Source organism: Salinicoccus roseus (assembly GCF_003814515.1).
GTDB classification, from domain to species: Bacteria; Bacillota; Bacilli; order Staphylococcales; family Salinicoccaceae; genus Salinicoccus; species Salinicoccus roseus.
Map to the genome: position 1 here is coordinate 883,243 of NZ_RKQJ01000001.1, position 20,396 is coordinate 903,638.

Sequence of the window (20,396 nt, forward strand, 5' to 3'; positions counted from 1 at the left end):
CCTCCCTCCTTTCTACTCTCACCCCTATATTCTACCACTTTGCGCGGGGCCCGCTCCAAAGCACTGCCTCTTCAAGCGCTTCCACTTCAGAATATACATCCCGGGGCTGATTCCCATACCGCTTTACACGCCAGGCCCCAATCCACTATCATGGTAACTGTAATGAAAAACTGCATACCGATGCACTGGGGGCGCCTTAGGCTGAGACGGAGATACCGGACCCTTACCACCCGATCTGGATAACACCAGCGTGGGGAAGTGCAGCCTTGTATGTCCGCACCACTCCATACATCTGCTGCATTCCCTCGGGAGTGCAGCTTTTTCATTTTCAATAAAATCATTGGAGGCATGATTATGGTACAGGAATGCGGAACAGAACGGATTGCGGGCTGCCAGTTCAACTTGAGTGTGATGAGCGATGATTTCGCGGAAGTGATCCTCGGCGCACTGGATCGGGTCGACACATCGAAGGTGTGGAAAGAGACGGATGACGTCTCGACGTGTGTGCGTGGACGGATCGAGCATGTATTCGATGTCGTCCAGGGAATCTACCTTGAGGCGGCCAAGACGGGGAAACATGTCGAGATGAGCGGAACGTTCTCCATCGGCTGTCCGGGTGATTCTTCCGGGGATGCCTACATGGATGCATCCCCGGATCGGTTGAATGCACCTTCAAAAGACGTCCAGCAGAAGGCAGGATGCAAGTTCGCCCTCTATCCGATGAATACGACCGACTATATGGATGTCATCTACGAACAGATCGACTTGTCGAAGGAGGCCGGCGTCACGGTGAGCCCATCCCATTACGCCACGCGGCTCGACGGGACGGTGCCGGACATCTTCAGCGCCATGGAGTCATCCTTTACGAAAGTACAGGAAGCGGTAAGCCACACGACGATGACATTCACGATTTCAGCAAACAGCCCGTCGAACAGCTAGGACGATATGAAGAGGGGAGCCCGGCCGGGCTCCCCTCTTTCTGTATCAGATGATCAGCATGTCATTATCGTCGAATTCCCAGTCCGCGCCATATGCCACTTCCCAGTAGTGGCCGTCCGGATCTGTGAAGTAGCCGCTATAGCCGCCCCAGTCCGTCGGGGCCGCCTCCTTCACGACCATCCCTCCGATTCTGCCGGCAGTCTTCAGAACCTGGTCCACTTCCGATTCGGACTTCGCATTATAGGCGAGCGTCACGCCATTGAATCCACCATCAGGTACCGGCTGTCCGGTCTCCTCCGCCAGTTTTTCCAGCGGATAGAGGGAGAGCTTTGAACCCTTCATCCTGAAAAATACGATTTCCAGCGCTTCTTCACTGCCGACCAGTGATGCTTCAAATCCAAGCTTGCGGTAAAAGTCGACTGCAGTCGACATATCTTTTACACCGAGCGTAATCAGATTGATCCTGTCCATGGCAATTCCCCTTTGCGAATAGGATGCGTAAATCCGGAGCATTTTCACACTTCCAATATACCATAAAATAGAAATGCGTGTGGGGCCGGCCGGCCCCCGCTGCATGATGTTTCACGCACCGCCCAACCGGGAAAGAACGACAATGGATAACCAGTAATGATACAAGGAGGCAATCACATTGGCACTTAAACTTGAGACACCACTGACAGTGAATGCATATATAAATGGCGAAATAGTCGAAGCACAGGATCACGCCCCCCGTGAAAATCCGGCAAAACCGGAGGAAACGGCAGGCTATTGGCCGAAAAATACAGTCGAAGAGGCGAAGCAGGCGATCGACGCTGCAGATGAAGCCTTCAAATCCTGGAAACATTCAGAGATGAAGGATCGCATAGAACGCATGCAGAAAGGGATACAGAAGATAAAGGACAACCAGGATGATCTCGCCAAACTGCTTTCCAAAGAGCACGGCAAGCCGATCTATGATGCACAAGGTGAATTGACGGTTTCCCTCATGTTCATGGAGTATGCAGTGGAGAACGCAGAACGCGTATACAAGGAAGAAGTCAACGAAGACGAGCGCGGCAAGAACATCCTGCGCCATGACCCGATCGGGGTGGTATCCGCCATCAGTCCATGGAATTATCCATTGGCACTCTCCACCGAGAAGATTGCACCGGCGCTGCTTGCCGGCAATACGATGGTGATGAAGCCGAGCCCGATGGCGCCGCTTACTGTGACGCTTGTGACACAGATGGTCGCAGAAGAATTCCCTGAAGGCGTGCTGAACATCGTCAATGGGGATGCAGACATCGGTATTGAGCTTACTTCAAACGACAAGGTACGCAAAATCGCCTTCACCGGCGGTACGAATACAGGCCGCCACATCATGAAGGCGGCAGCAGACACGATCAAGAACGTCACGCTCGAACTCGGCGGCAACGACCCTGCCATCTTCCTCGACGACTTCGATGTGAATGATGAAGCAGCCATGCGCCGTGTCGTCATTTCGAACTTCCTCACAGGTGGCCAGATCTGCATGATCGCAAAACGCATGTATGTGCATGAATCCATCTACGACCAGTTCGTCGAGAAGTATATGGAAGCCGCAGAAAAATGGCTGCGCATCGGCGATCCGACGCTCGAAGAGACGACGGTCGGCCCGGTCAACAACAAGGCCCAGCTCGAATTCGTCCAGGAGCTCATCGAAGACTCCAGACAGAACGGCTACGACATCAGGGAAGTCGGCAACGTTGCAGATGAGGAATTCTTCAACAACGGCTACTTCATGTATCCGACGGTCGTACTCGGCGCCGACTACGATGCACGCATCGTGGCAGAAGAACAGTTCGGCCCGGCAGTGCCGATCCTGAAATTCAAGGATGACGACCATGCGGTCGAACTCGCAAACGACAGTGAACTTGGACTGACAAGTTCCGTCTGGGGCGAGGAAGCGCACGCAATCGAAATCGCGAAGCGCATCGAAGCCGGTGTGACGATGGTCAACACCGCAGCGATCCAGGGACTCGACATCCGCTATCCATTCGGCGGCGTCAAGCAGTCCGGCATCGGCCGCGAATACGGTGAAGAAGGCATGCTCGAATATGTGGACTCCCATTCCATCAACATTCCGAAGACGAAGGACCTTCCGCATATTCCACAATAAATCCAGCATATCCAGGTGACCACTCCAGGTTGCCTGGATTTTTTATTTTATTCTACATAAAAAAATCCCCTGTGAACGGGGGACAATCCGTTCACAGGGGCAGACAACGCATCTGGGTGCATTGAAACCAGTTGATATTTATAAGGGATCTTGGGGGGCATCAGATATCCGGAGGTGGCTCTGATGCTGATTCCATGATATCAACGGAATGTTGATATCCTTTTAAGGGAAAGTAAAGATTCTGTTTAGATGAATGCCCTCTACTTCACGACCCCCATCAGGAAGCCGTCATAGCCCTTCTGTCCAACGGTCTGTATGGCGGTCGATTCGATGCGTCCATCATGCTCCAGCATATCGAACATCTGACGGATATAGGGGATTGCCTTCTCTTCAGTATCATCGATGATGCGTCCCTGCCGGACCACATTGTCGACGATGATGACACTGCCCTTGTGGGAGAACTTGAGCGCCCATTTGAGGTACTCCACATTGTTCTCCTTGTCCGCATCGATGAAGATGAGATCGAAACGCGAATATCCCCGCTCCATCAGCTTCGGCAGCCGATCCAGCGCCTGCCCTTCAATGACATCCACCGGTGCCGCAAGCGCCGCTGAAGCGATGTTCCGCCGCGCCACTTCCGCATGATTCGGATCCGCTTCAATCGTCGCCATGCGCCCGTCCTCCGGCAGCGCACGGGCAAGCCATACGGTACTGAAGCCGCCGAGGGTTCCGATTTCAAGGATGGATTTGGCATCGATCATCTTCGCCATCAGATACAGCATCTTGCCATGTGCCTTCGACACTTCGATCTGCCGCATGCCGGCATCATCCGTCTCCTTCAGTATATGCGCCATCGTGTCGTCCGTCGTCTTGAGCTTCTCTTCGAAATATTCATCCACTGCTTTCCATGTCTCTTCCATTTTCCGAGCCTCCATCATTTTATTTTTCCTCGTTTACCCGCACAGACAGGGGTGGAAAACTCGAAATTCTCTGCGCTGATCAATATTTTTCCGGGTGCATGAGATAGAGTGCCGGTATGAGGCCGAGTGCGAGCACACCGCCTGAAATCGACAGGAAGCCGAACCCGGCGCCCGCAGCCACGATGCCGGATAATGCTCCGCCTGCTGCACCGGAGAGCGCAATCAGCACATCCACCGTCCCCTGCGTCTTCGCCCGGGAATCGGGGACTGTCGCATCAACCAGGATCGTCGTCCCACTGATCAGGCCGAGGTTCCATCCGGCACCAAGCAGTGTCAGGGAAACGGCCATCATGGCAAACGACCCCCCTGGTGCGGCCGCTGCAATGATGCCTGCCATAAGCAGGATGATCGCCGCCGCAATCGTCATCGCCACGCGCCCGATCTTGTCGATCAGTATCCCGGTGAAGAGCGACGGCAGATACATGCCGGCGATATGGAAACCGATGACCATGCCGATGGCCCCAAGGTCGTGGCCGTGGTGGCCCATATGTACAGGCGTCATCGTCATCACCGCAACCATGACGATCTGTGTCACGACCATGATGAGGGCGGCAAGCATGATGCCGCGCTGGTCGTTCTCTGTCCGCTCCGTCGCGTCGAATGTACCAGCCCTTTGCCGTTCCGCTTCAATCACCTGGGCCACTTCGAATGGGTCCGGACGCAGGAAGAAGGTCAGGATGAGCCCCGCCGTGATGCCTGCAGCCAGTCCCGCGCCGCCGAAGATCTGTGAGATGACGACGATCAGGAGCGTCCGCCGGTACAGTCCTGCCTTTCTGTTTGGATCACCTATGTATACCTCGAGCCCTTGATTTCTAGCCATATCTCCCACCGCTTTCATAAAATAAAGGAAGCGTCTGCTACGCTTCCCCGTCCGTCTACCATTTCAAGTATTCCTCCGATTTCCCCTTCGGTATGCTCAGCGATTGCCAGTCGTCGCCTTTGATCTGCTTGCCGATGAACATCATCTGTCCGATATGCGTCGCATAGTGTGAATGTTGGCGCTCCAGCGCTTCCAGGATCGTATGGTCCTCCCCCCGGATCTTCTGGGTGCGTAGCAGGTCATCCACAGTGAAGCTGTTCAGTGCATTGAAGAATATCTGCCAGCCATCCTCCCAGGCGGCGATCACATCCGCTTTTGAATTGAGGTCATCCTCGAATTCATCATCCCGGCCGCGATCCGCCTTCTCCCCGTCCGACGTGAATACGTCCGTCCAGCGGGAATACATGTTGCCCCTGAGATGCTTCGCCAGCACCGCAATCGTATTCGATGCCTCATTGTACCGCCAGTGCATATCTTCATCCGACAGCTGATCCAGCGTCCGGTCACCGAGCCGTTTGATCTCCTTGAACCGTGCCCGGATGACATTCAGGAACTCCTGTTCAAATTTCATGGCGCTCTCCCCTTTGTTTTTGGAAAATTACTACTTTCACTATAGCTGAAATGGAAGCCGTTGCCAATGGTTTGGAAGGATGGGAGGGGGGAGGCTTAATTGTCACTCGTCACTTCCGCGAATGTCAGTTGGAGGTCTAATTGTCACTCGTCATACCCGCGAATGACAGTTGGAGGCCTAATTGTCACTCGTCACACCCACGAATGACAGTTGGAGGCCCAATTGTCACTCGTCACTCCCGCGAATGACAGTTGGAGGCCCAATTGTCACTGGCCGCACCCACGAACGACAATAAACCTTCCCACCTATCAAAATATCCTGCAAACCGATAAAATGAAGTTAATATGAAAGGGGACGATATACATGAAAAGACTGCTCGACTGCACCGCTTCCGACTTCCTCAATATGACAGGCCAGGATCTGAAGCAATCGATCAAGGCAAGTGAGGGCCGGACTATGCTGGCCGAGACAATGGCGACCGTACCGCCGCTCTATCCGGATGTGACGAATGCGGAACTCACGGCATCATTCGGCGCCGACCTGCTGCTCTTCAACGTATTCGATGTCTTCAATCCTGAAGTCAGGGGCTTCACCCCATCAAACCCGGAAGAGGTCATCCATGAAATAAAAAGACTCACCGGCAGACCGGTCGGCCTCAACCTGGAACCGGTGGACCTCAATGCCGAACAGATTGAAACCTTGGACGCCATTGACCGAGGCCGCATCGCTTCAGAGGAGGCACTTGCACAGGCGAAATCGCTCGGCTTCGATTTCATCTGCCTCACCGGCAACCCGAAAACCGGTGTGACGAACGTCGAGATCACGAACGCCATCCAGCGTGCACGCAGAACCTTCGGAAGTGACGCGCTCATCATCGCCGGCAAGATGCATGGTGCCGGTGTGACGAGTGAGACCGGCAGCGGCATCATTTCGGAATCCGCACTCGATGCCTTCATCGATGCCGGTGCAGACGTCATCCTGATGCCGTCACCCGGTACTGTGCCGGGCATCACAACTGAAGATGCACAGAAATATGTTTCATACGTCCATTCAAAAAGCGCACTCGCCATGCTCACCATCGGGACCAGCCAGGAAGGCGCGGATGAATCGACCATCCGGCAGATTGCCCTCGCCGCCAAGATGGCCGGTGCAGACATCCATCATATCGGTGATGCAGGATTCTACGGCATCGCGGTACCTGAGAACATCATGGCTTATTCCATCACCATCCGGGGGCGCCGCCATACTTATGTACGCATGGCCCGCTCCATCCACCGCTAGAATCTCTGGGAGTTGAATGTTTATACTTCTTCTTCCCGGGTACTTGTATACTAAAAGTAATATATATTTTACATTTAGAAATTTATTTATTACATTTGAATTGAAAGAGGTGATTTCTTGGCGAAGAATCTGAAGATGAAGAGCGCACGTGCCAGCCGGGATCTCACCCAGAAAGCACTGGCCGAACAGGTGGAGGTCAGCCGCCAGACAATCAATCTGATCGAAAAGGGGGAGTACAACCCTTCATTGGCATTATGCATTAAAATCTGCAAGGCACTTGGATGCACATTGGATGACCTCTTCTGGGATGAATATTAATAAGTTAAAGGATGGAGATTTTCATGGAACATCTGCTCAATCGGTTCATAGGGGATGAACGTGCAAGAAAATCAGCTGGCAAGGCCGCCATCACCACCCTGCTGCTCATGTGGGCTTATATGATTACCCGCATGCTGCTTGTGGCGATGGGGGTATGGGAAACCGACATGGTGATGAACGATCTATACTTTTTCATGCTGTCATTCATCATATTTACCACTATATCCGTACGTGATGAATCCGATGCGTTGATATATTCTCCAATAGTGAAAAAGGAACTTCCCTATAAGAAAGGCCGTTTCTTTGGCCGTTTTGGCATCTACTTTATGGAATCCATCATCGGTGCCATCTTTATGACACTTGTTGAACTGCTCGTAAAGAGCCTGATTGCAAGCAGTTTCAGATTTGACCTTTTGATGTTCATCAGCAGCATCATTGCCTTCACCATTATCCTAATATTTGTTAACATCGTGTTAGGAGAAACAAGAGTAAGACGCTACCGCAAAATGGAAGAGGAATAAGGAGGCAACGTCTATCAGCAAGGTTCGACCGCTACAGATTATGGGCTATGGTCTTATCGGATTTGCGCTCATCATGGACCAGTTTCCGCAACTCCCCTTTGCCACATGGCAGACGCAGCTGATTAATGCATTATGTATTATTGCGCTGATTTATATGGTCACAAAGCTCAATGATGGAGACTCGGAGGAAGAGAAGACAGATTCATGGATGGAGGAACTGAACTATTATTTGTGCATATTCGGCTTCATCACCTTCCTGAATCTGATCGGCGGTGAGTCTTCGATCGGTCTGGACTTCGCCAGTGAAGGGTTCTGGTTTGCAGCCATTGGGGCATTCATAAAAATCTACGGGACATACGAGGCCGGTAACCGCTCCAAAAGACAGCTGAACTAGCATCGCATACTACTTAACAAAGGGGGGGGTGAGGACATCACGATTCAGAAGATACTTTCAGCATTTGTAGTCATCATTTTTTCAGTCGCCATCATTCTCGATCAGTTTCGCACACTGCCCTACTCGAACATGCCTGTAATTCTCACCCTGTTTGGCGTCATCATCATTCTGGCAATCATCGGCAGCTTATTCGGTCATATTGACCGGAAGAAGACAGGGAGGAAACAGGAGGAATCATGGCATAATGTACTGATTTTCGAATTATACTTCATATCACTCATACTTATACTGACCCAGCTCGGCGGGGAATCCCGATTCGGCCTCAACCCGGATTCCGGCCCTTTCTGGATACTTCTGTTCTCAACCACACTCAGCGTCTTCTTTTCCTATATTCGTGAAAAGAAGATGGCAGAACAATAGAAAGCACAACCGGATTCGGTTGTGCTTTCTTTTTTCTAGCGTATGAACAGGTGTTTAATGAACGTGCCTACCATCCAGAGCCCAAATTCGATGAAGCCCTCAGGGTGCCTCTGGATTTCAAGCCTTGAAGGCACATAATCATTGTGCGCATGCGTCCCAACGTAGCCATCCGGTCCATTATAGTTCCGGTGCATCCTCATACCCCCTTTGATTCATTATACCCTTTCCTCCGCCATCCAAAAAACATTTCTGAATATTATGTAAAATATAGAAGGAAATCACCATACATGAAAGGACACCCCATGAACAATAAATTATTCGATGACAAGAAAGTCCTTCTCGGTTTTGCGCTCTCCTTCCTCCTCAGCATCACCGCCATAATACTTGCTGCAAATGACATCGGCTACTGGATCGTCTGTGTCCTCCTGGCATTCATCCTGCTGTTCGCAAGCACAACCAGGGTCCAAAAAAGACAATGAACACAAAGAATCCCGGGAGATTGCTCCCGGGGTTCCCCATGCCTCTTATATTGCTTTTCTGACACGTTCGAACAGCTCATGATTCTCAAGATGCACGTGATCGAATGTGTCCTTTTCAAGTTTCTCTAGCCGTGCATATACAAGCTTGTACGTGCCACAAGCATTCGCATGCGGCGTAAAGTCGCTTGTTATGTCACGGATCTCCTTCAGGATATCTCCCACTGCTTCATGCTCCCCTTCGAGTTCACTGACATGCGGACGCACTTTTTCGGCCAGTTCAGGTGTCGGATTCTCCATGAATTCGATGATCATCGGGAACACATTGTGATCCTCATCCTCCGTATGTTCGATCATTTCATTCTTGAGCGTCTTATACAGTTCCTGGATCCTCACGAGATGCGGTTCGTTCGGTCCATGTTTGCGAGCAAGCTTCGTCACGTATGGTGTAAGGGCGGCGAACTCGTCCATAAGTTCCTGGTGGTACCTGTTCTGGATGAACTTCACGATCCCCTTCTCATCCAGATATTTCGGCTGGATGCCAGCCTCTTCATGCTGCTCGATACTGTTGATCTCTTCAATCATGCCTTCGAGGTCGAGTCCACGTTCCTCCACTGCCTGGGAAATCGGCATCTTGCCGCCACAACAGTAGTCTATTCTATTTTTCCTGAATATATCTGCACTCTTCGGGATGTCTTTGACGATTTCACTGACCCACATTTCACGGTTTACTGTAGTCATATTAACCCTCCTGGTTTAAACATACATTTTAAATACATGTTTAATATACCATATCATAATATGTTATGAAGTCCTTTCCAATGTGAAGTCTTGAACATTTAGTGACAGCGTTTCCCATGGAAATGAACTTCCCACTTCATGCAGTTCGGGTTTAATCACATGTCTTCAGGGTACATTTCTATAAAAAGTCCAAAGGAGTATTTTTAGATGAATATAAAACCATATAGAGTACCGCAAGATGAAAAAGTGAACCTTTCTGATTATCCGACAACAGAGGGTAAAAAGAAGGAAAATGAAACCATCAGGGATGAAGTCGTCCCGCCTCTCGTAGAAAAACTTAAAACTCTGCATGAGAAGCTGAATGCAGAAGAGAAGCACGGCATTCTCGTGGTTCTTCAGGCATTGGATGGCGCCGGGAAGGATGAGTCCATCAGCTACATCTTCTCCAACCTGCATGCTCAGGGCGTGAAGACCACCAATCTCAGCAAGCCATCTGAAGAAGAGCAGAAGCACGACTTCCTATGGCGTCTGCAGCCGGCAATCCCAAAGCGCGGAGAAATCGGGATACTGAACCGTTCCCATTATGAGGATGTCATCGCACCGCGTATCCATGACCAGTTGGATGACGAGGACATTCCCGAAGGCCACGACAAGGATTCGATCTGGGAGCTCCGCTACCGCCAGATCAACGAATTCGAGAAGTATCTCAGGGAAAACAATATACACGTGGCCAAATTCTTCTTCAACATGTCTAAGGATGAGCAGAAGGAACGCCTTCTTGACCGTATGAAGAATCCCGACAGACAGCACGAGTTCTCCTTCTCCGACTATGAGGAACGTCAATATTGGGATGACTATCAGAAGGTCTTCCAGGATATGCTCGACAACACATCCACAGACTATGCCCCATGGCATGTCCTGCCCGCTGATGACGAATGGCATACCCGCCGCCTCGTGAATGAGATCATGATCGGTCTGCTTGAAGAGATCGATCCAAAGTTCCCGGAAATGACCGGCGAAGAGAAAGAGAAGCTTGAAGAATATATAGATAAACTTGAAAATGAATAGTGGAGAATATGTTGATGCTCTCACCACCAAAGCCCTGCTTTGGTGGTTTTTCATTAAAGCTTGATTCCCATCCCTGTATACCTGCTTTCCATAAAAATAAAAATCCCGCCTCCACTTGGAGACGGGGTCGAACAATCATTTCCCTCTTCCCTTCCACATCTTTTTTAAACTGGCATCATCCCTCTGCATTGCCGATCGGTGCCCTGCACCTTCCCATCGATGCGTCTGCTTGATTGAGCAGCCTTTTCAGGTTCACGACGGCATTGCCCCTGTATACCTGCGCCATGATTTCCTTCACCCGGTCCTCCTCTCCTGCACCGGCGTCCTCTCCGGTGCGGAGGCTTTCGAACCAGTTCCTTATTTCCAGCGGGGCCACATTCCCTGCAATGGAGGACAGGCGGTCGTATCCGTAGGCAGTCTTCTCCCGGAGATCCTCTTCCCCGCCGGCATAGAAATAAAGTTTTGCTCCATTCACATCTTCTTGAACCTGTTCGATCTTCTTCCTGTCCCCAGCATCCTTTATACCGATCACAGCATCCTGCCGGGCAAGTTCGATGATGCTTTCCGCCGACAGGTCGAAGCCTGTGCGTCCATGGTTATTGTATAGGATGACAGGCTTCCCGGCCAGTTCGATGATGCGCTTCGAATAGGTCAGCGCTTCCGCCTGTGACGGTCGTATATAAGGCGGATACCCGAGCATGACGCCTGCTATTTTCGTCTCCCCCACTGCCTTGGCCAATTGCTCCGCCTCCTTCTGGCGTATGGATGCGACACCGAATATGATCTCCATATCATCGACGAGTGTGCCCTCAGATTCCAGCGCCTCGACCATCTCCAATTTTTCCTGGAGGTTCAGGCTGTGCTGCTCCCCGGTCGTTCCAGAAACAAGCACCGATTTGACGCCCTGCCCCTTCAGATTCCTGATATGGTCCATCGTCCCCTTGATATCGAGGGATTCATCTTCGAAAAAGGCGGTCGGTACCGCAACATGAAAATGTTCTTTCAGCATTTTAATTTCTCCTTCATCATTTAGTCAGCATGAATGGATGCCTTCGTGAAGCGCTTCAACAGCTAAAGTGTAACACTCCATCAGATTTTTTCTACAATATGAGGCGTTTTGCGATGATTAGGATGCATACAACCTGGCTATTTATATAATACAGGTGGTTTATGGGATAAAACCCACATCCTACATATAAGGGGGATTCATATATGGTTGAACTCAATACATTTTCCATCACGGCACGGTGTGCCAGGACAGGCCAGCTCGGGGTCGCGGTTTCGACGAAGCTGCCCGCGGTCGGCATGCTGTGCCCGTTCGGCAGGGCCGACACCGGTGCCATTGCGACCCAGTCATTCGTCAATCCATACATCGGCATCCAGGGCATCAAGTACCTCTCCCGCGGGATGACCGCGGAAGAGGCGATGGAGAAGATCATCGCATCAGAGCAGGACCTTGAACTCAGACAGTTTGCGATCGTCGACCGGCACGGCGGCACCGCTGCATTTTCGGGTGACCGTTGTGTCGGCTACTATAACCATTTTGAAGGGGACGGCTTCGTCGTCGCCGGCAACATGCTGGTAAATGAAAAGACGCTGACGGATATGAAGCGCACATTCGAAATCCATTCCGATCTGGAGCTCTCCGAGCGTCTGCTGCGTGCGCTCCAGGCCGGTCAGAAGGCAGGGGGTGACAAACGTGGAAAGCAATCTGCGGCACTGAAGGTATATGGCGTGGAAGACTACCCGCTCGTCGACCTCCGTGTCGATGAACATGAAGATCCGGTAACAGAACTCGCCCGTATCTACGATGTCGCCAGAAAAGAGCTCTTCCCATTGTTCCCGCAGATGCCGACCAAGCAGAATCCGGGAGGCAGCTTCGAACCGGATAAAATCTAGCCAGTACACAAGGGAAAGGAGGATAAGCCGACCGAAACGACAGGTGAAGAGGACATGGTGGAGTCGACTGACGAGCCAGATGCAGATTAACCGAGGCACTTCCGAAGCTTTAGGGGACGGGCATCCGGTCACATGCAACTCTGGGTGCAGTCCAGCAATGTCAAAATATAAAGGGGTATTTGATGAAGAATCTGCTGAGTCTGCCACTGATGACATTGATGTTGCTTATGCTTGCAGGATGCGGCGGTAATGAAGATGGGGCCGAAGACGCGATGCCCGATATTGAAGAGGAGACGACCGAGGAAGTCACCACTGAAGAAGCCGCAGCCGGCGGTACAGGCAATACCGAAGATAATGAAGCGTCAACAGAAGAATCCCAGGAGGAAACGACGGAAGAAAGTGCATCCGATTCAGGCACTTCTGAACCTTCCACGGAGGAAGGCGCGATGGGCGGTGCTTCTGCATCCGGCCCATATGAGCAGAACATGGTGCAGAACCCTGCGGGTGAGCAGTGCATCATGAACCGGCTCGCTGCGGAATATTGTGATGGCATCACCATGCAGGAGAAGTTCCTCGCCTATCATCACCTGACCTTCACCAACGAACTGCCGATACCGTCGAACATCGGCTGCCTCGAATGTATGGTCGATTATTCATTCGCAGTCATGGACGGCAACCAGGAACCCATCTCCAAAAATGAAGTCGATCAAAAAGGGGTGCCATTCAGTCCAGAACTTGAGACTTTCATGGAATCATATGCCTATGAACTCGCCAACTTCTTCAATGGCCACCCGAGTGCACTGCTCGAATATCTGGACCGGGATGGTCCGGCGATGTGGAACATTCACGACAACCGGCTCTCCGGCAACTACGCAGACCATACCACCCATTCGGTTGATGTTCAGAACATCGAAGATATGGGGGATGGCACGTATAAAGTCACCATGTACCGTGAGTATGAGCATGTCACCTCAAAAGGCATCGGAAGCGGTACTGTAGAATATACTGTCAATGAAACCCCGCATGCATTTGAGATCGTCACCTTCCAGGCAGTGGACACTGCTTCAGATGATGCTTCGACAGGTGGTTCCGGTGGCGCCGTCTCCGGTCCATATGAGCAGGATTTCGTACAGAACCCTGCCGCCGTCGACTGCATCCTCAGCCACCTGGCGACAGAGGAATGTGAAGGTTTCACGATGCAGGAGAAATTCCTCGCCTACCACCATCTGAACTTCACAAATGAACTGCCGATATCACCGAACATCGGCTGCCTCGAATGCATGGTCGATTATTCATTCGCAGTCATGGACGGCAGCCAGGAAGCGATCGGCATTGAGGAAATGGATGCGAAAGGGGCACCATTCACTCCGGATCTCGACACTTTCATGGAATCATATGCCTATGAACTCGCCAACTTCTTCAATGGCCATCAGAACCGCTTGATGGACTATATCGGCCAGGGCAGCCCGGCGATGTCATATCTCGACAACAACCGCGCTTCCGGCAACTTCGCAGACCACACGACCCATTCGGTTGATGTAAAGAACATCGAAGACATGGGAGATGGCTCTTACAAAGTCACCATGTACCGCGAGTATGAGCATGTCTCCTCCAATGGCGTCGGAAGCGGGACAGTCGAATATACAGTACGTGAAACCCCGCATGCTTTCAAAATTGTGGATTTCATGGCTGTCGGCAGCTGATACGCACAGCCGAACGGCAAAAGGCCACCATTTTAATGGTGGCCTTTTACACTTTTCTGAGACTTGAAAATTACACTTTGGAAAATCGAAAATTTCATCTTTGATGAAAATCGCGGTAAGCCTTGATGCCCCTTGCCCAGTGCACTTTCATAAAAACGCTTACAATTTCACAATTAAAACTATATTTCAGTTTATATAACACATAATTTCACCAAATATTTCTTCAAATCAATTTGACATCGCCACAACTGTTATGTTTATTATAGATAGTGTGAAATAACTTTCAAAAGAAGTATATAGTTTTTAATGCACCATCCCCCCTCTCTTACATATCGGGATGGATTTAAACTTGTGAAAATGGAGTGATTATTTGAGTAGTCAACAGGAACCACTCAAGATTGGATTCGCCTACGTCGGCGTCGTATTGGGTGCAGGGTTCTCCACTGGACAGGAAATGCTGCAGTTCTTCACCAACTACGGAACAATGAGTTATTGGGCAGTCATACTGTCCGGTCTGGTCATCATGTTCATCGGCCGCCAGGCATCAAAACTTGGAAATCGGCTGGAGGCGGAATCGCACCTCGAGCCGATCAACGAAATGTTCGGGGAAAGGCTTGGGAAGATCATCGACTACATACTGATCTTCTTCCTCTATGGCGTCATGGTCATCATGCTCGCCGGTGCAGGATCGGCCTTCTATGAAAGCTTCGGCATCCCTTCATGGCTCGGATCGCTGATTCTTGCGGTAGCGGTATTCATCACGCTGAACCTCAGCTTCAACAAGATCCTCGTTGCACTCGGTGCGGTGACACCGTTCCTGATCGCATTCGTCATGATCATTGCGGCATACAGCTTCCTGAACCCGAGCGTGCCGTTCAGTGAAGCAAATACCTATACTGATGTAGCCAAATCCCCATCCGGTGTATGGTGGTGGGACGCGCTGACATACAGCGGCATCGTCCTCGCAATGGCATTCAGCCTGCTGTCCATCATGGGCTCCCAGGCTTCAGGCATGAAGGCTGCACGCAAGGGCGGACTCTTCGGCGGCATCATGCTGCTCATCCTGCTTATACTGTTGAACGGCGGTCTGTTGGCACGCATCGATGTGACCAACGCAGCAGAAATACCGTCACTGATACTGGCTAGGGAGATCCACCCGATCCTCGGACTCGGACTCTCACTCGTCATGCTGCTGGTCATCTACAACACCGCAGTCGGAATGCTCTATCCATTCCTGACACGCTTCTCGGATCCATATACGAAACGCTACAGGATCCTGCTCGGCGGCGGTCTCGTCATCGGCTACTTCCTGAGCCTCGTCGGCTTCGTCGGCCTCGTGAACTTCTTCTATCCGATCCTTGGATATGTCGGACTTCTGCTCGGTGCCGCACTGACTGTCAGATGGCTGAGAAGCAAGTTTGCAGTAAAGCAGACGGCACAATAATATCAACGAATAAAGTGGACACCATCAGGTGCCCACTTTATTTTATTTCTGCTTCATGTTCACAAACACGCTCTTCACTTCGATATAATCGTTTGATTTTCCATAATCTGCACAAACTTTGCATTTTATAATGTTATATATATAAGCAAGAGGTGAAGAATATGAACAGGAAAATCATCGGAAGCATCCTCATCGCCATTTTATTGGGTGTGCTTGTCTTCGGGAGCATACTATTCAACCGCAGTCCTTTCCCTGGTATGGGCCCTGGTTCCAGCCAGAGTGAAGGTGGGGGTGGTCCTGAGAGTTCTGGAGTTCTCGATGAATCGGAGGGCACCAGCATACTCGATGTCAATGCACAGGACCCCGGTGACCGGCCGGTAAAATCCTTCGAACTGACAGCCCAGGAAACCGAATGGGATACAGGGGACGGCGTCGTATCGGCCTGGACCTACAACGGTACTGTGCCCGGTGAGATGCTCAGGGTGACAGAGGGCGACTTCGTCAGAATAGAATTGAAAAATGAATTGGAGGTTCCCGTCACCATCCATTGGCACGGCGTCATCCTGCCAAATCGGATGGACGGGGTCCCCGGGCTCACCCAGGACGCCGTACAACCTGGTGAAACATTCACATATGAATACATTGCCGAGGACGCAGGGACATACTGGTACCACTCCCATCAACACAGCTCCCTCCAGGTCGATAAGGGATTGTATGGAGCCCTCGTAGTCGAAGAGAAGGAAAAGGAATATGACCGTGATGCGTTCTTCCTTCTTGATGAGTGGGCTGTGGATGTCGAGGATCAGGACACAGCTAATATGCCTGGGATGATGATGGGCGGCATGACGGGCGATGGAGAAGCAGATACAAAACAGCTTTATGATACTTTTACAGTCAACGGAAGGACTGGTGACGCCATCGAACCATTGATGATGGAAAACGGCGAAACCATGCGTCTCCGTTTTGTGAATGCTGGCTATCAACAGCACCAGCTCGTCTTCCCGGAAGGATCCATGATGGTCATCGCCAATGATGGTGAACCGGTGGAAGACACTGGCAATTCGAATGTGCTTGAGGTCGCCCCGGGGGAACGCATCGATGTCGCCTTCACAAAAACTTCGGGGTCTTCACAGACGATTGCCCACCGGATGGATGTGGATCATGCAGAAGGCATGCGCATCCCGGTGGTTTCGGAATCAGACACGGAAGAGGAAGCAGAAGTGGCAGAGGCCGCTGATGTATCCGACGGGATTTCGCACGGCAGTGAAAATCTCCTGTTCGAAGCACCGCCAGAACCTGATGTGACCTATGATATGGACCTTGATATGGGGATGGGCGGAAACATGGGAGAAGGCATGAATATGCTTGAGGGGATGGAATTTCTCATCAATGGGGAGACGTTCCCTGACACCCCGCCCATTGAAGTCGAACCTGGGGATATAGTGAGAGTGAACATCACCAACAATGGCAGGATGAACCATCCGATGCACCTGCATGGCCACCGCTTCCAGGTACAGTCAAAAGATGGGGAACCATTCGATCAGCCGATCGTCAAGGACCTCATCCACGTCAAGCCGGGGGAATCCTATACCATCTACTTCGAAGCCGATAACTCAGGGGAATGGCTGTTCCATTGTCACGACAACAATCACGCCGGTCAGGGCATGATGACCATCGTCGATTATCAGAATACCCATTCACCTTTCGAACTTGGCGGTGAACACGAAAATAACCCATAATAATTATATTTTATTTCCAGTTCATTTCAGATACAAAAACCCCTTCAGGATGCTCCTTCCTACCGAGCACCCTGAAGGGGTTTTATTTTCACCTCTATTTCTGCTTCATGTTCACAAACACGCTCTTCACTTCGATATAGTTGGAGATGCCGTAGTCGCCGCCCATCTCACGGCCGACACCGGACTTCTTGTAGCCGCCGAACGGCATCGTTTCCCACTCGAGGCCGAAGTCGTTGATCCATACTGTGCCGCTCTCGAGCTTGCCTGAAATATAGTGGCCGGTACGGATATTTTCCGTCCAGACGCTGGCGGCGAGACCGTACTCGCTGGAGTTCGCACGTGCAATCACTTCATCGACGGTATCGAACGGCAGAATCGACATGACGGGGCCAAAGATCTCTTCTTTCGCAATCGTCATCTCATCCTCGACATCGGCGAATATCGTCGGTTCGACGAAGTAGCCTTTACTGCCAGTATGATTGCCGCCCGTGATAAGACGTGCCCCCTCTTCCTTACCCTTTTCGATATAGCCCATGACCGTATCGAGCTGTTTCTTCGAGACGAGCGGTCCCATATCAGTTGAGGATTCAATGCCGGGACCGAGTTTCACCGCTTCTGCCCTGCTCTTCATCTCCTCGATGACCTTCTCATATATCGGACGCTGGACGAACACACGTGTCGTCGCACTGCAGTTCTGTCCGTGGTTGTACATCGTGCCGTCGAAGATGCCATCGAGGGAGCTTTCAAGATCCGCATCCTCAAGTACGATGCTCGGGGACTTGCCGCCGAGTTCTAGTGTCACACCAGTGACATTGTCCGCTGCATTCCGCATGATTGTGCTGCCCGTCTTCGTCGAACCGGTGAATGCCAGCTTGTCGACTTTCGGGTGTACATTGAGTGCTGCTCCGGCCACGCTGCCCGAACCGGCGATGACGTTGACGACCCCTTTCGGGAAGCCGGCTTCATTGATCAGTTCGCCAATATAGAGCATCGACAGCGGGGTTTCGGAAGCCGGCTTGATGACGATGGTACATCCGGCTGCGAGTGCCGCACCCATCTTCCAGCCCGCCATCGCAAGCGGGAAGTTCCATGGGATGATCTGCCCTACGACGCCCACCGGCTCATGCAGTGTATAGGTGACATAGTCCGGTGAGACATTCGTCGTCTTGCCGAATATCTTCGTCGCCCAGCCGGCGTAATAGCGGAAATGCTGGACGGTGCCATCGATGTCATCCTCCAATGCCACATGATACGGTTTTCCGTTATCCAGTGCCTCGAGTTGTGCCAGCTCCTCGCGATGTGCTTCCAGAAGATCCGCAAACTTATAGATGATCCTTTCCCGTTCCGCCGCTTCCATCTGCGTCCATGGTCCTTCATCGAATGCCTTCCGTGCAGCCTCCACCGCACGGTCCACATCTTCCTCCTGCGCTTCACTCAGCGTCGCAATCACTTCCTCCGTTGCAGGATTCACCACATCAAACGTCTTGCCGCTCCCGCTTTTGACATACTCCCCGTCAATGAAGAATCCTTCCACCTGGTCGAGGAATGTCTTCACCTTCGGCTTCAGTTCTGTTGCCGGTTTGTAATCTGTCATTCTTAACCCTCCTATAAATTTATTATGAATCTTTCATACTTAAAATATACTGCTTGGCATAGAAATTTCTTGTTGTACATATAGACGTTCTGAAAAATACTCTGACAAGTTGTATAATTATAATCACAGTGCAAAGGGGAGATTCATATGCTTATACTGGAAAACCATGTTACCAATACTACTTCTCTATCCCTTAATCATTACCTTTATCACGGCATCAAGCTTTTTAAGGCGAGTAATTATGAGCTGACAATATACATACGCAAGGTGTGCAACGACAATCCACTCATGTATATGGACGAAGGGAAAATCCCATTGGAAGTCCTTTCCTACCATCATACAAGCAAGGCTGATTCCATCATGGATGAGCTGCTCATGCACTTCAATTGCTGTTTGTCCTCACCCGATAAGGAAATCATGCATACACTGCTCTACTCTCTAAATTCATCCGGATTTTTGGAAACGTTTCCAAAAGAGGTGTCAGAGCTTTTGTGGGTTCCTGTAAATAAGGTGAATGAAAATATCGACAGGCTGAAATCCTATGAAAACCTCGGTATTGGCTGTCTGGATGTAAAAGAATTTCTCGAATTCCAGCTGAGGCTGAAAGATGAATATGATGAAGTATGCTTCTCGCTCTTCTTCGAACACCTTGATGATATTCATCAGGGACAATATGGCTTCCTTGATGACACTCCCATGGATATCAATACTTTTGAGGATTATATGGAGGTCATTAAAAACTGCAGCCTTTCACCTCTCATGCCTGATACGAATGTTTTCATAGAGCCCGATGCCCATATAGAGACAACTGCCGACCGCACCCTGAAAATAAAGCTATCCGATTACCTGATGGATGATATCGTCTTCGAACCTATTCATCTCCGTACGGACGACCCTGCTTTCAATGAGACGATTACACGTTATAAACAGGAATATGAAGAGCTACTCTCCATCGTGAACGCCCGGACACTATATCTGAAGCAAATTCTCTCCGTCATAATCCACGTGCAGAAAGAATACCTTCTTCAAGAAAAGGATTACCTTAACCCCCTGAACCAGACGGAACTTGCTGATCAGACTGGGTTGAGCCCTGCTACAATCAGCCGTCTGATGACTGATAAATACATTTCCACCCCAAGGGGTGTCCTGCCGATCAGAGCATTGCTGTCGAAGAAGGTCACAGGCAACATTTCTGCAAGCTTTGTAAGATACATGATCAGTCATACCGAGAACTTCAGAACAATTTCCGACAGCAGGATAGCCGAACAGTTGAAACAATACGATATCCATATTTCACGACGTACAGTGAACAAATATAAAAATGAGTTGCTTTCCGGATTATAAGAGGTTT

The 20,396-nt window shown here is 50.7% G+C and carries 21 protein-coding genes, 1 pseudogene and 1 riboswitch; of the genes and pseudogenes, 14 read left to right on the forward strand and 8 right to left on the reverse strand.

The window, feature by feature from the left end; all coding sequences use genetic code 11:
• Positions 1 to 177 precede the first annotated feature (177 nt).
• Positions 178 to 274: riboswitch (TPP riboswitch) on the forward strand.
• An 80-nt stretch (positions 275 to 354) separates the two neighbouring features.
• A complete protein-coding gene (locus tag EDC33_RS04575; RefSeq protein WP_124010306.1) occupies positions 355 to 939 on the forward strand; it encodes a YkoF family thiamine/hydroxymethylpyrimidine-binding protein in 585 nt (194 codons plus the stop codon).
• A gap of 45 nt (positions 940 to 984) precedes the next feature.
• Here EDC33_RS04575 and EDC33_RS04580 read toward each other — a convergent pair whose 3' ends face one another.
• Positions 985 to 1,410 carry a VOC family protein gene (locus tag EDC33_RS04580; RefSeq protein ID WP_124010307.1) on the reverse strand — a complete coding sequence of 142 codons (426 nt, stop codon included), beginning with the start codon at positions 1,408 to 1,410 and terminating at the stop codon, positions 985 to 987.
• A gap of 178 nt (positions 1,411 to 1,588) precedes the next feature.
• Between EDC33_RS04580 and EDC33_RS04585 the strand changes: the two genes are divergently transcribed.
• Entirely contained in the window at positions 1,589 to 3,076 is a 1,488-nt protein-coding gene (locus EDC33_RS04585) for an aldehyde dehydrogenase family protein (RefSeq protein WP_124010308.1), read from the forward strand.
• A 260-nt stretch (positions 3,077 to 3,336) separates the two neighbouring features.
• Here the strand turns inward: EDC33_RS04585 and EDC33_RS04590 are convergent, their stop codons facing one another.
• The 3 genes and pseudogenes from EDC33_RS04590 to EDC33_RS04600 form a co-directional block, all read right to left on the reverse strand.
• Positions 3,337 to 3,996: an O-methyltransferase gene (locus EDC33_RS04590; RefSeq protein ID WP_124010309.1), complete on the reverse strand. Its 660-nt coding sequence runs from the start codon at positions 3,994 to 3,996 to the stop codon at positions 3,337 to 3,339.
• Between the two features lie 79 nt (positions 3,997 to 4,075).
• Positions 4,076 to 4,759, reverse strand: a pseudogene (locus tag EDC33_RS04595) (MFS transporter); the annotation flags it as partial.
• A gap of 172 nt (positions 4,760 to 4,931) precedes the next feature.
• A complete protein-coding gene (locus tag EDC33_RS04600) occupies positions 4,932 to 5,447 on the reverse strand; it encodes a DUF1572 family protein (protein ID WP_124010311.1) in 516 nt (171 codons plus the stop codon).
• 363 nt (positions 5,448 to 5,810) lie between these two features.
• On the opposite strand from EDC33_RS04600, the gene EDC33_RS04605 reads away from it, so the two are divergent.
• The 5 genes from EDC33_RS04605 to EDC33_RS04625 all read left to right on the forward strand — a co-directional run bounded on the left by EDC33_RS04605 (position 5,811) and on the right by EDC33_RS04625 (position 8,381).
• Positions 5,811 to 6,728 carry a DUF7916 family protein gene (locus EDC33_RS04605; RefSeq protein WP_124010312.1) on the forward strand — a complete coding sequence of 306 codons (918 nt, stop codon included), beginning with the start codon at positions 5,811 to 5,813 and terminating at the stop codon, positions 6,726 to 6,728.
• A 135-nt stretch (positions 6,729 to 6,863) separates the two neighbouring features.
• The gene (locus tag EDC33_RS04610) at positions 6,864 to 7,046 is read left to right on the forward strand and encodes a helix-turn-helix transcriptional regulator (protein ID WP_094906064.1); all 183 of its coding nucleotides are present in this window, start codon (positions 6,864 to 6,866) and stop codon (positions 7,044 to 7,046) included.
• A gap of 23 nt (positions 7,047 to 7,069) precedes the next feature.
• Complete coding sequence (locus tag EDC33_RS04615) at positions 7,070 to 7,567, forward strand: hypothetical protein (protein WP_124010313.1); 498 nt, start codon at positions 7,070 to 7,072, stop codon at positions 7,565 to 7,567.
• A 40-nt stretch (positions 7,568 to 7,607) separates the two neighbouring features.
• Positions 7,608 to 7,961, forward strand: coding sequence for a hypothetical protein (locus EDC33_RS04620; protein WP_124010314.1), 354 nt, complete (start codon positions 7,608 to 7,610; stop codon positions 7,959 to 7,961).
• Between the two features lie 129 nt (positions 7,962 to 8,090).
• Positions 8,091 to 8,381 carry a hypothetical protein gene (locus tag EDC33_RS04625; RefSeq protein WP_124010315.1) on the forward strand — a complete coding sequence of 97 codons (291 nt, stop codon included), beginning with the start codon at positions 8,091 to 8,093 and terminating at the stop codon, positions 8,379 to 8,381.
• 35 nt (positions 8,382 to 8,416) lie between these two features.
• Here EDC33_RS04625 and EDC33_RS12620 read toward each other — a convergent pair whose 3' ends face one another.
• The gene (locus EDC33_RS12620) at positions 8,417 to 8,575 is read right to left on the reverse strand and encodes a hypothetical protein (protein WP_170156349.1); all 159 of its coding nucleotides are present in this window, start codon (positions 8,573 to 8,575) and stop codon (positions 8,417 to 8,419) included.
• A 108-nt stretch (positions 8,576 to 8,683) separates the two neighbouring features.
• Between EDC33_RS12620 and EDC33_RS12625 the strand changes: the two genes are divergently transcribed.
• Positions 8,684 to 8,860 carry a hypothetical protein gene (locus tag EDC33_RS12625; protein WP_170156350.1) on the forward strand — a complete coding sequence of 59 codons (177 nt, stop codon included), beginning with the start codon at positions 8,684 to 8,686 and terminating at the stop codon, positions 8,858 to 8,860.
• A gap of 45 nt (positions 8,861 to 8,905) precedes the next feature.
• Here the strand turns inward: EDC33_RS12625 and ric are convergent, their stop codons facing one another.
• Complete coding sequence (gene ric, locus EDC33_RS04630) at positions 8,906 to 9,598, reverse strand: iron-sulfur cluster repair di-iron protein (RefSeq protein WP_124010316.1); 693 nt, start codon at positions 9,596 to 9,598, stop codon at positions 8,906 to 8,908.
• 207 nt (positions 9,599 to 9,805) lie between these two features.
• Between ric and EDC33_RS04635 the strand changes: the two genes are divergently transcribed.
• On the forward strand, positions 9,806 to 10,666 hold the full coding sequence (locus EDC33_RS04635; protein WP_124010317.1) for a PPK2 family polyphosphate kinase: 861 nt from the start codon (positions 9,806 to 9,808) through the stop codon (positions 10,664 to 10,666).
• A 175-nt stretch (positions 10,667 to 10,841) separates the two neighbouring features.
• On the opposite strand, the gene EDC33_RS04640 is transcribed toward EDC33_RS04635, so the two are convergent.
• Positions 10,842 to 11,675 carry a dihydrodipicolinate synthase family protein gene (locus tag EDC33_RS04640; RefSeq protein ID WP_124010318.1) on the reverse strand — a complete coding sequence of 278 codons (834 nt, stop codon included), beginning with the start codon at positions 11,673 to 11,675 and terminating at the stop codon, positions 10,842 to 10,844.
• A 203-nt stretch (positions 11,676 to 11,878) separates the two neighbouring features.
• Here EDC33_RS04640 and EDC33_RS04645 point away from each other — a divergent pair, with 203 nt between their 5' ends.
• The 4 genes from EDC33_RS04645 (at position 11,879) to EDC33_RS04660 (ending at position 17,451) form a co-directional block, all read left to right on the forward strand.
• Positions 11,879 to 12,565, forward strand: coding sequence for a DUF1028 domain-containing protein (locus tag EDC33_RS04645; RefSeq protein WP_124010319.1), 687 nt, complete (start codon positions 11,879 to 11,881; stop codon positions 12,563 to 12,565).
• A gap of 182 nt (positions 12,566 to 12,747) precedes the next feature.
• Positions 12,748 to 14,268 (forward strand): hypothetical protein, encoded by a 1,521-nt coding sequence (locus EDC33_RS04650; protein WP_124010320.1) that lies wholly within the window; start codon positions 12,748 to 12,750, stop codon positions 14,266 to 14,268.
• Between the two features lie 370 nt (positions 14,269 to 14,638).
• Entirely contained in the window at positions 14,639 to 15,712 is a 1,074-nt protein-coding gene (locus EDC33_RS04655; protein ID WP_094905957.1) for a YkvI family membrane protein, read from the forward strand.
• 161 nt (positions 15,713 to 15,873) lie between these two features.
• Positions 15,874 to 17,451 carry a multicopper oxidase family protein gene (locus EDC33_RS04660; protein WP_124010321.1) on the forward strand — a complete coding sequence of 526 codons (1,578 nt, stop codon included), beginning with the start codon at positions 15,874 to 15,876 and terminating at the stop codon, positions 17,449 to 17,451.
• A 94-nt stretch (positions 17,452 to 17,545) separates the two neighbouring features.
• Here EDC33_RS04660 and EDC33_RS04665 read toward each other — a convergent pair whose 3' ends face one another.
• Entirely contained in the window at positions 17,546 to 19,045 is a 1,500-nt protein-coding gene (locus EDC33_RS04665; protein ID WP_124010322.1) for an aldehyde dehydrogenase family protein, read from the reverse strand.
• Between the two features lie 294 nt (positions 19,046 to 19,339).
• On the opposite strand from EDC33_RS04665, the gene EDC33_RS04670 reads away from it, so the two are divergent.
• On the forward strand, positions 19,340 to 20,389 hold the full coding sequence (locus EDC33_RS04670; protein WP_170156351.1) for an RNA polymerase factor sigma-54: 1,050 nt from the start codon (positions 19,340 to 19,342) through the stop codon (positions 20,387 to 20,389).
• Positions 20,390 to 20,396: the final 7 nt, after the last annotated feature.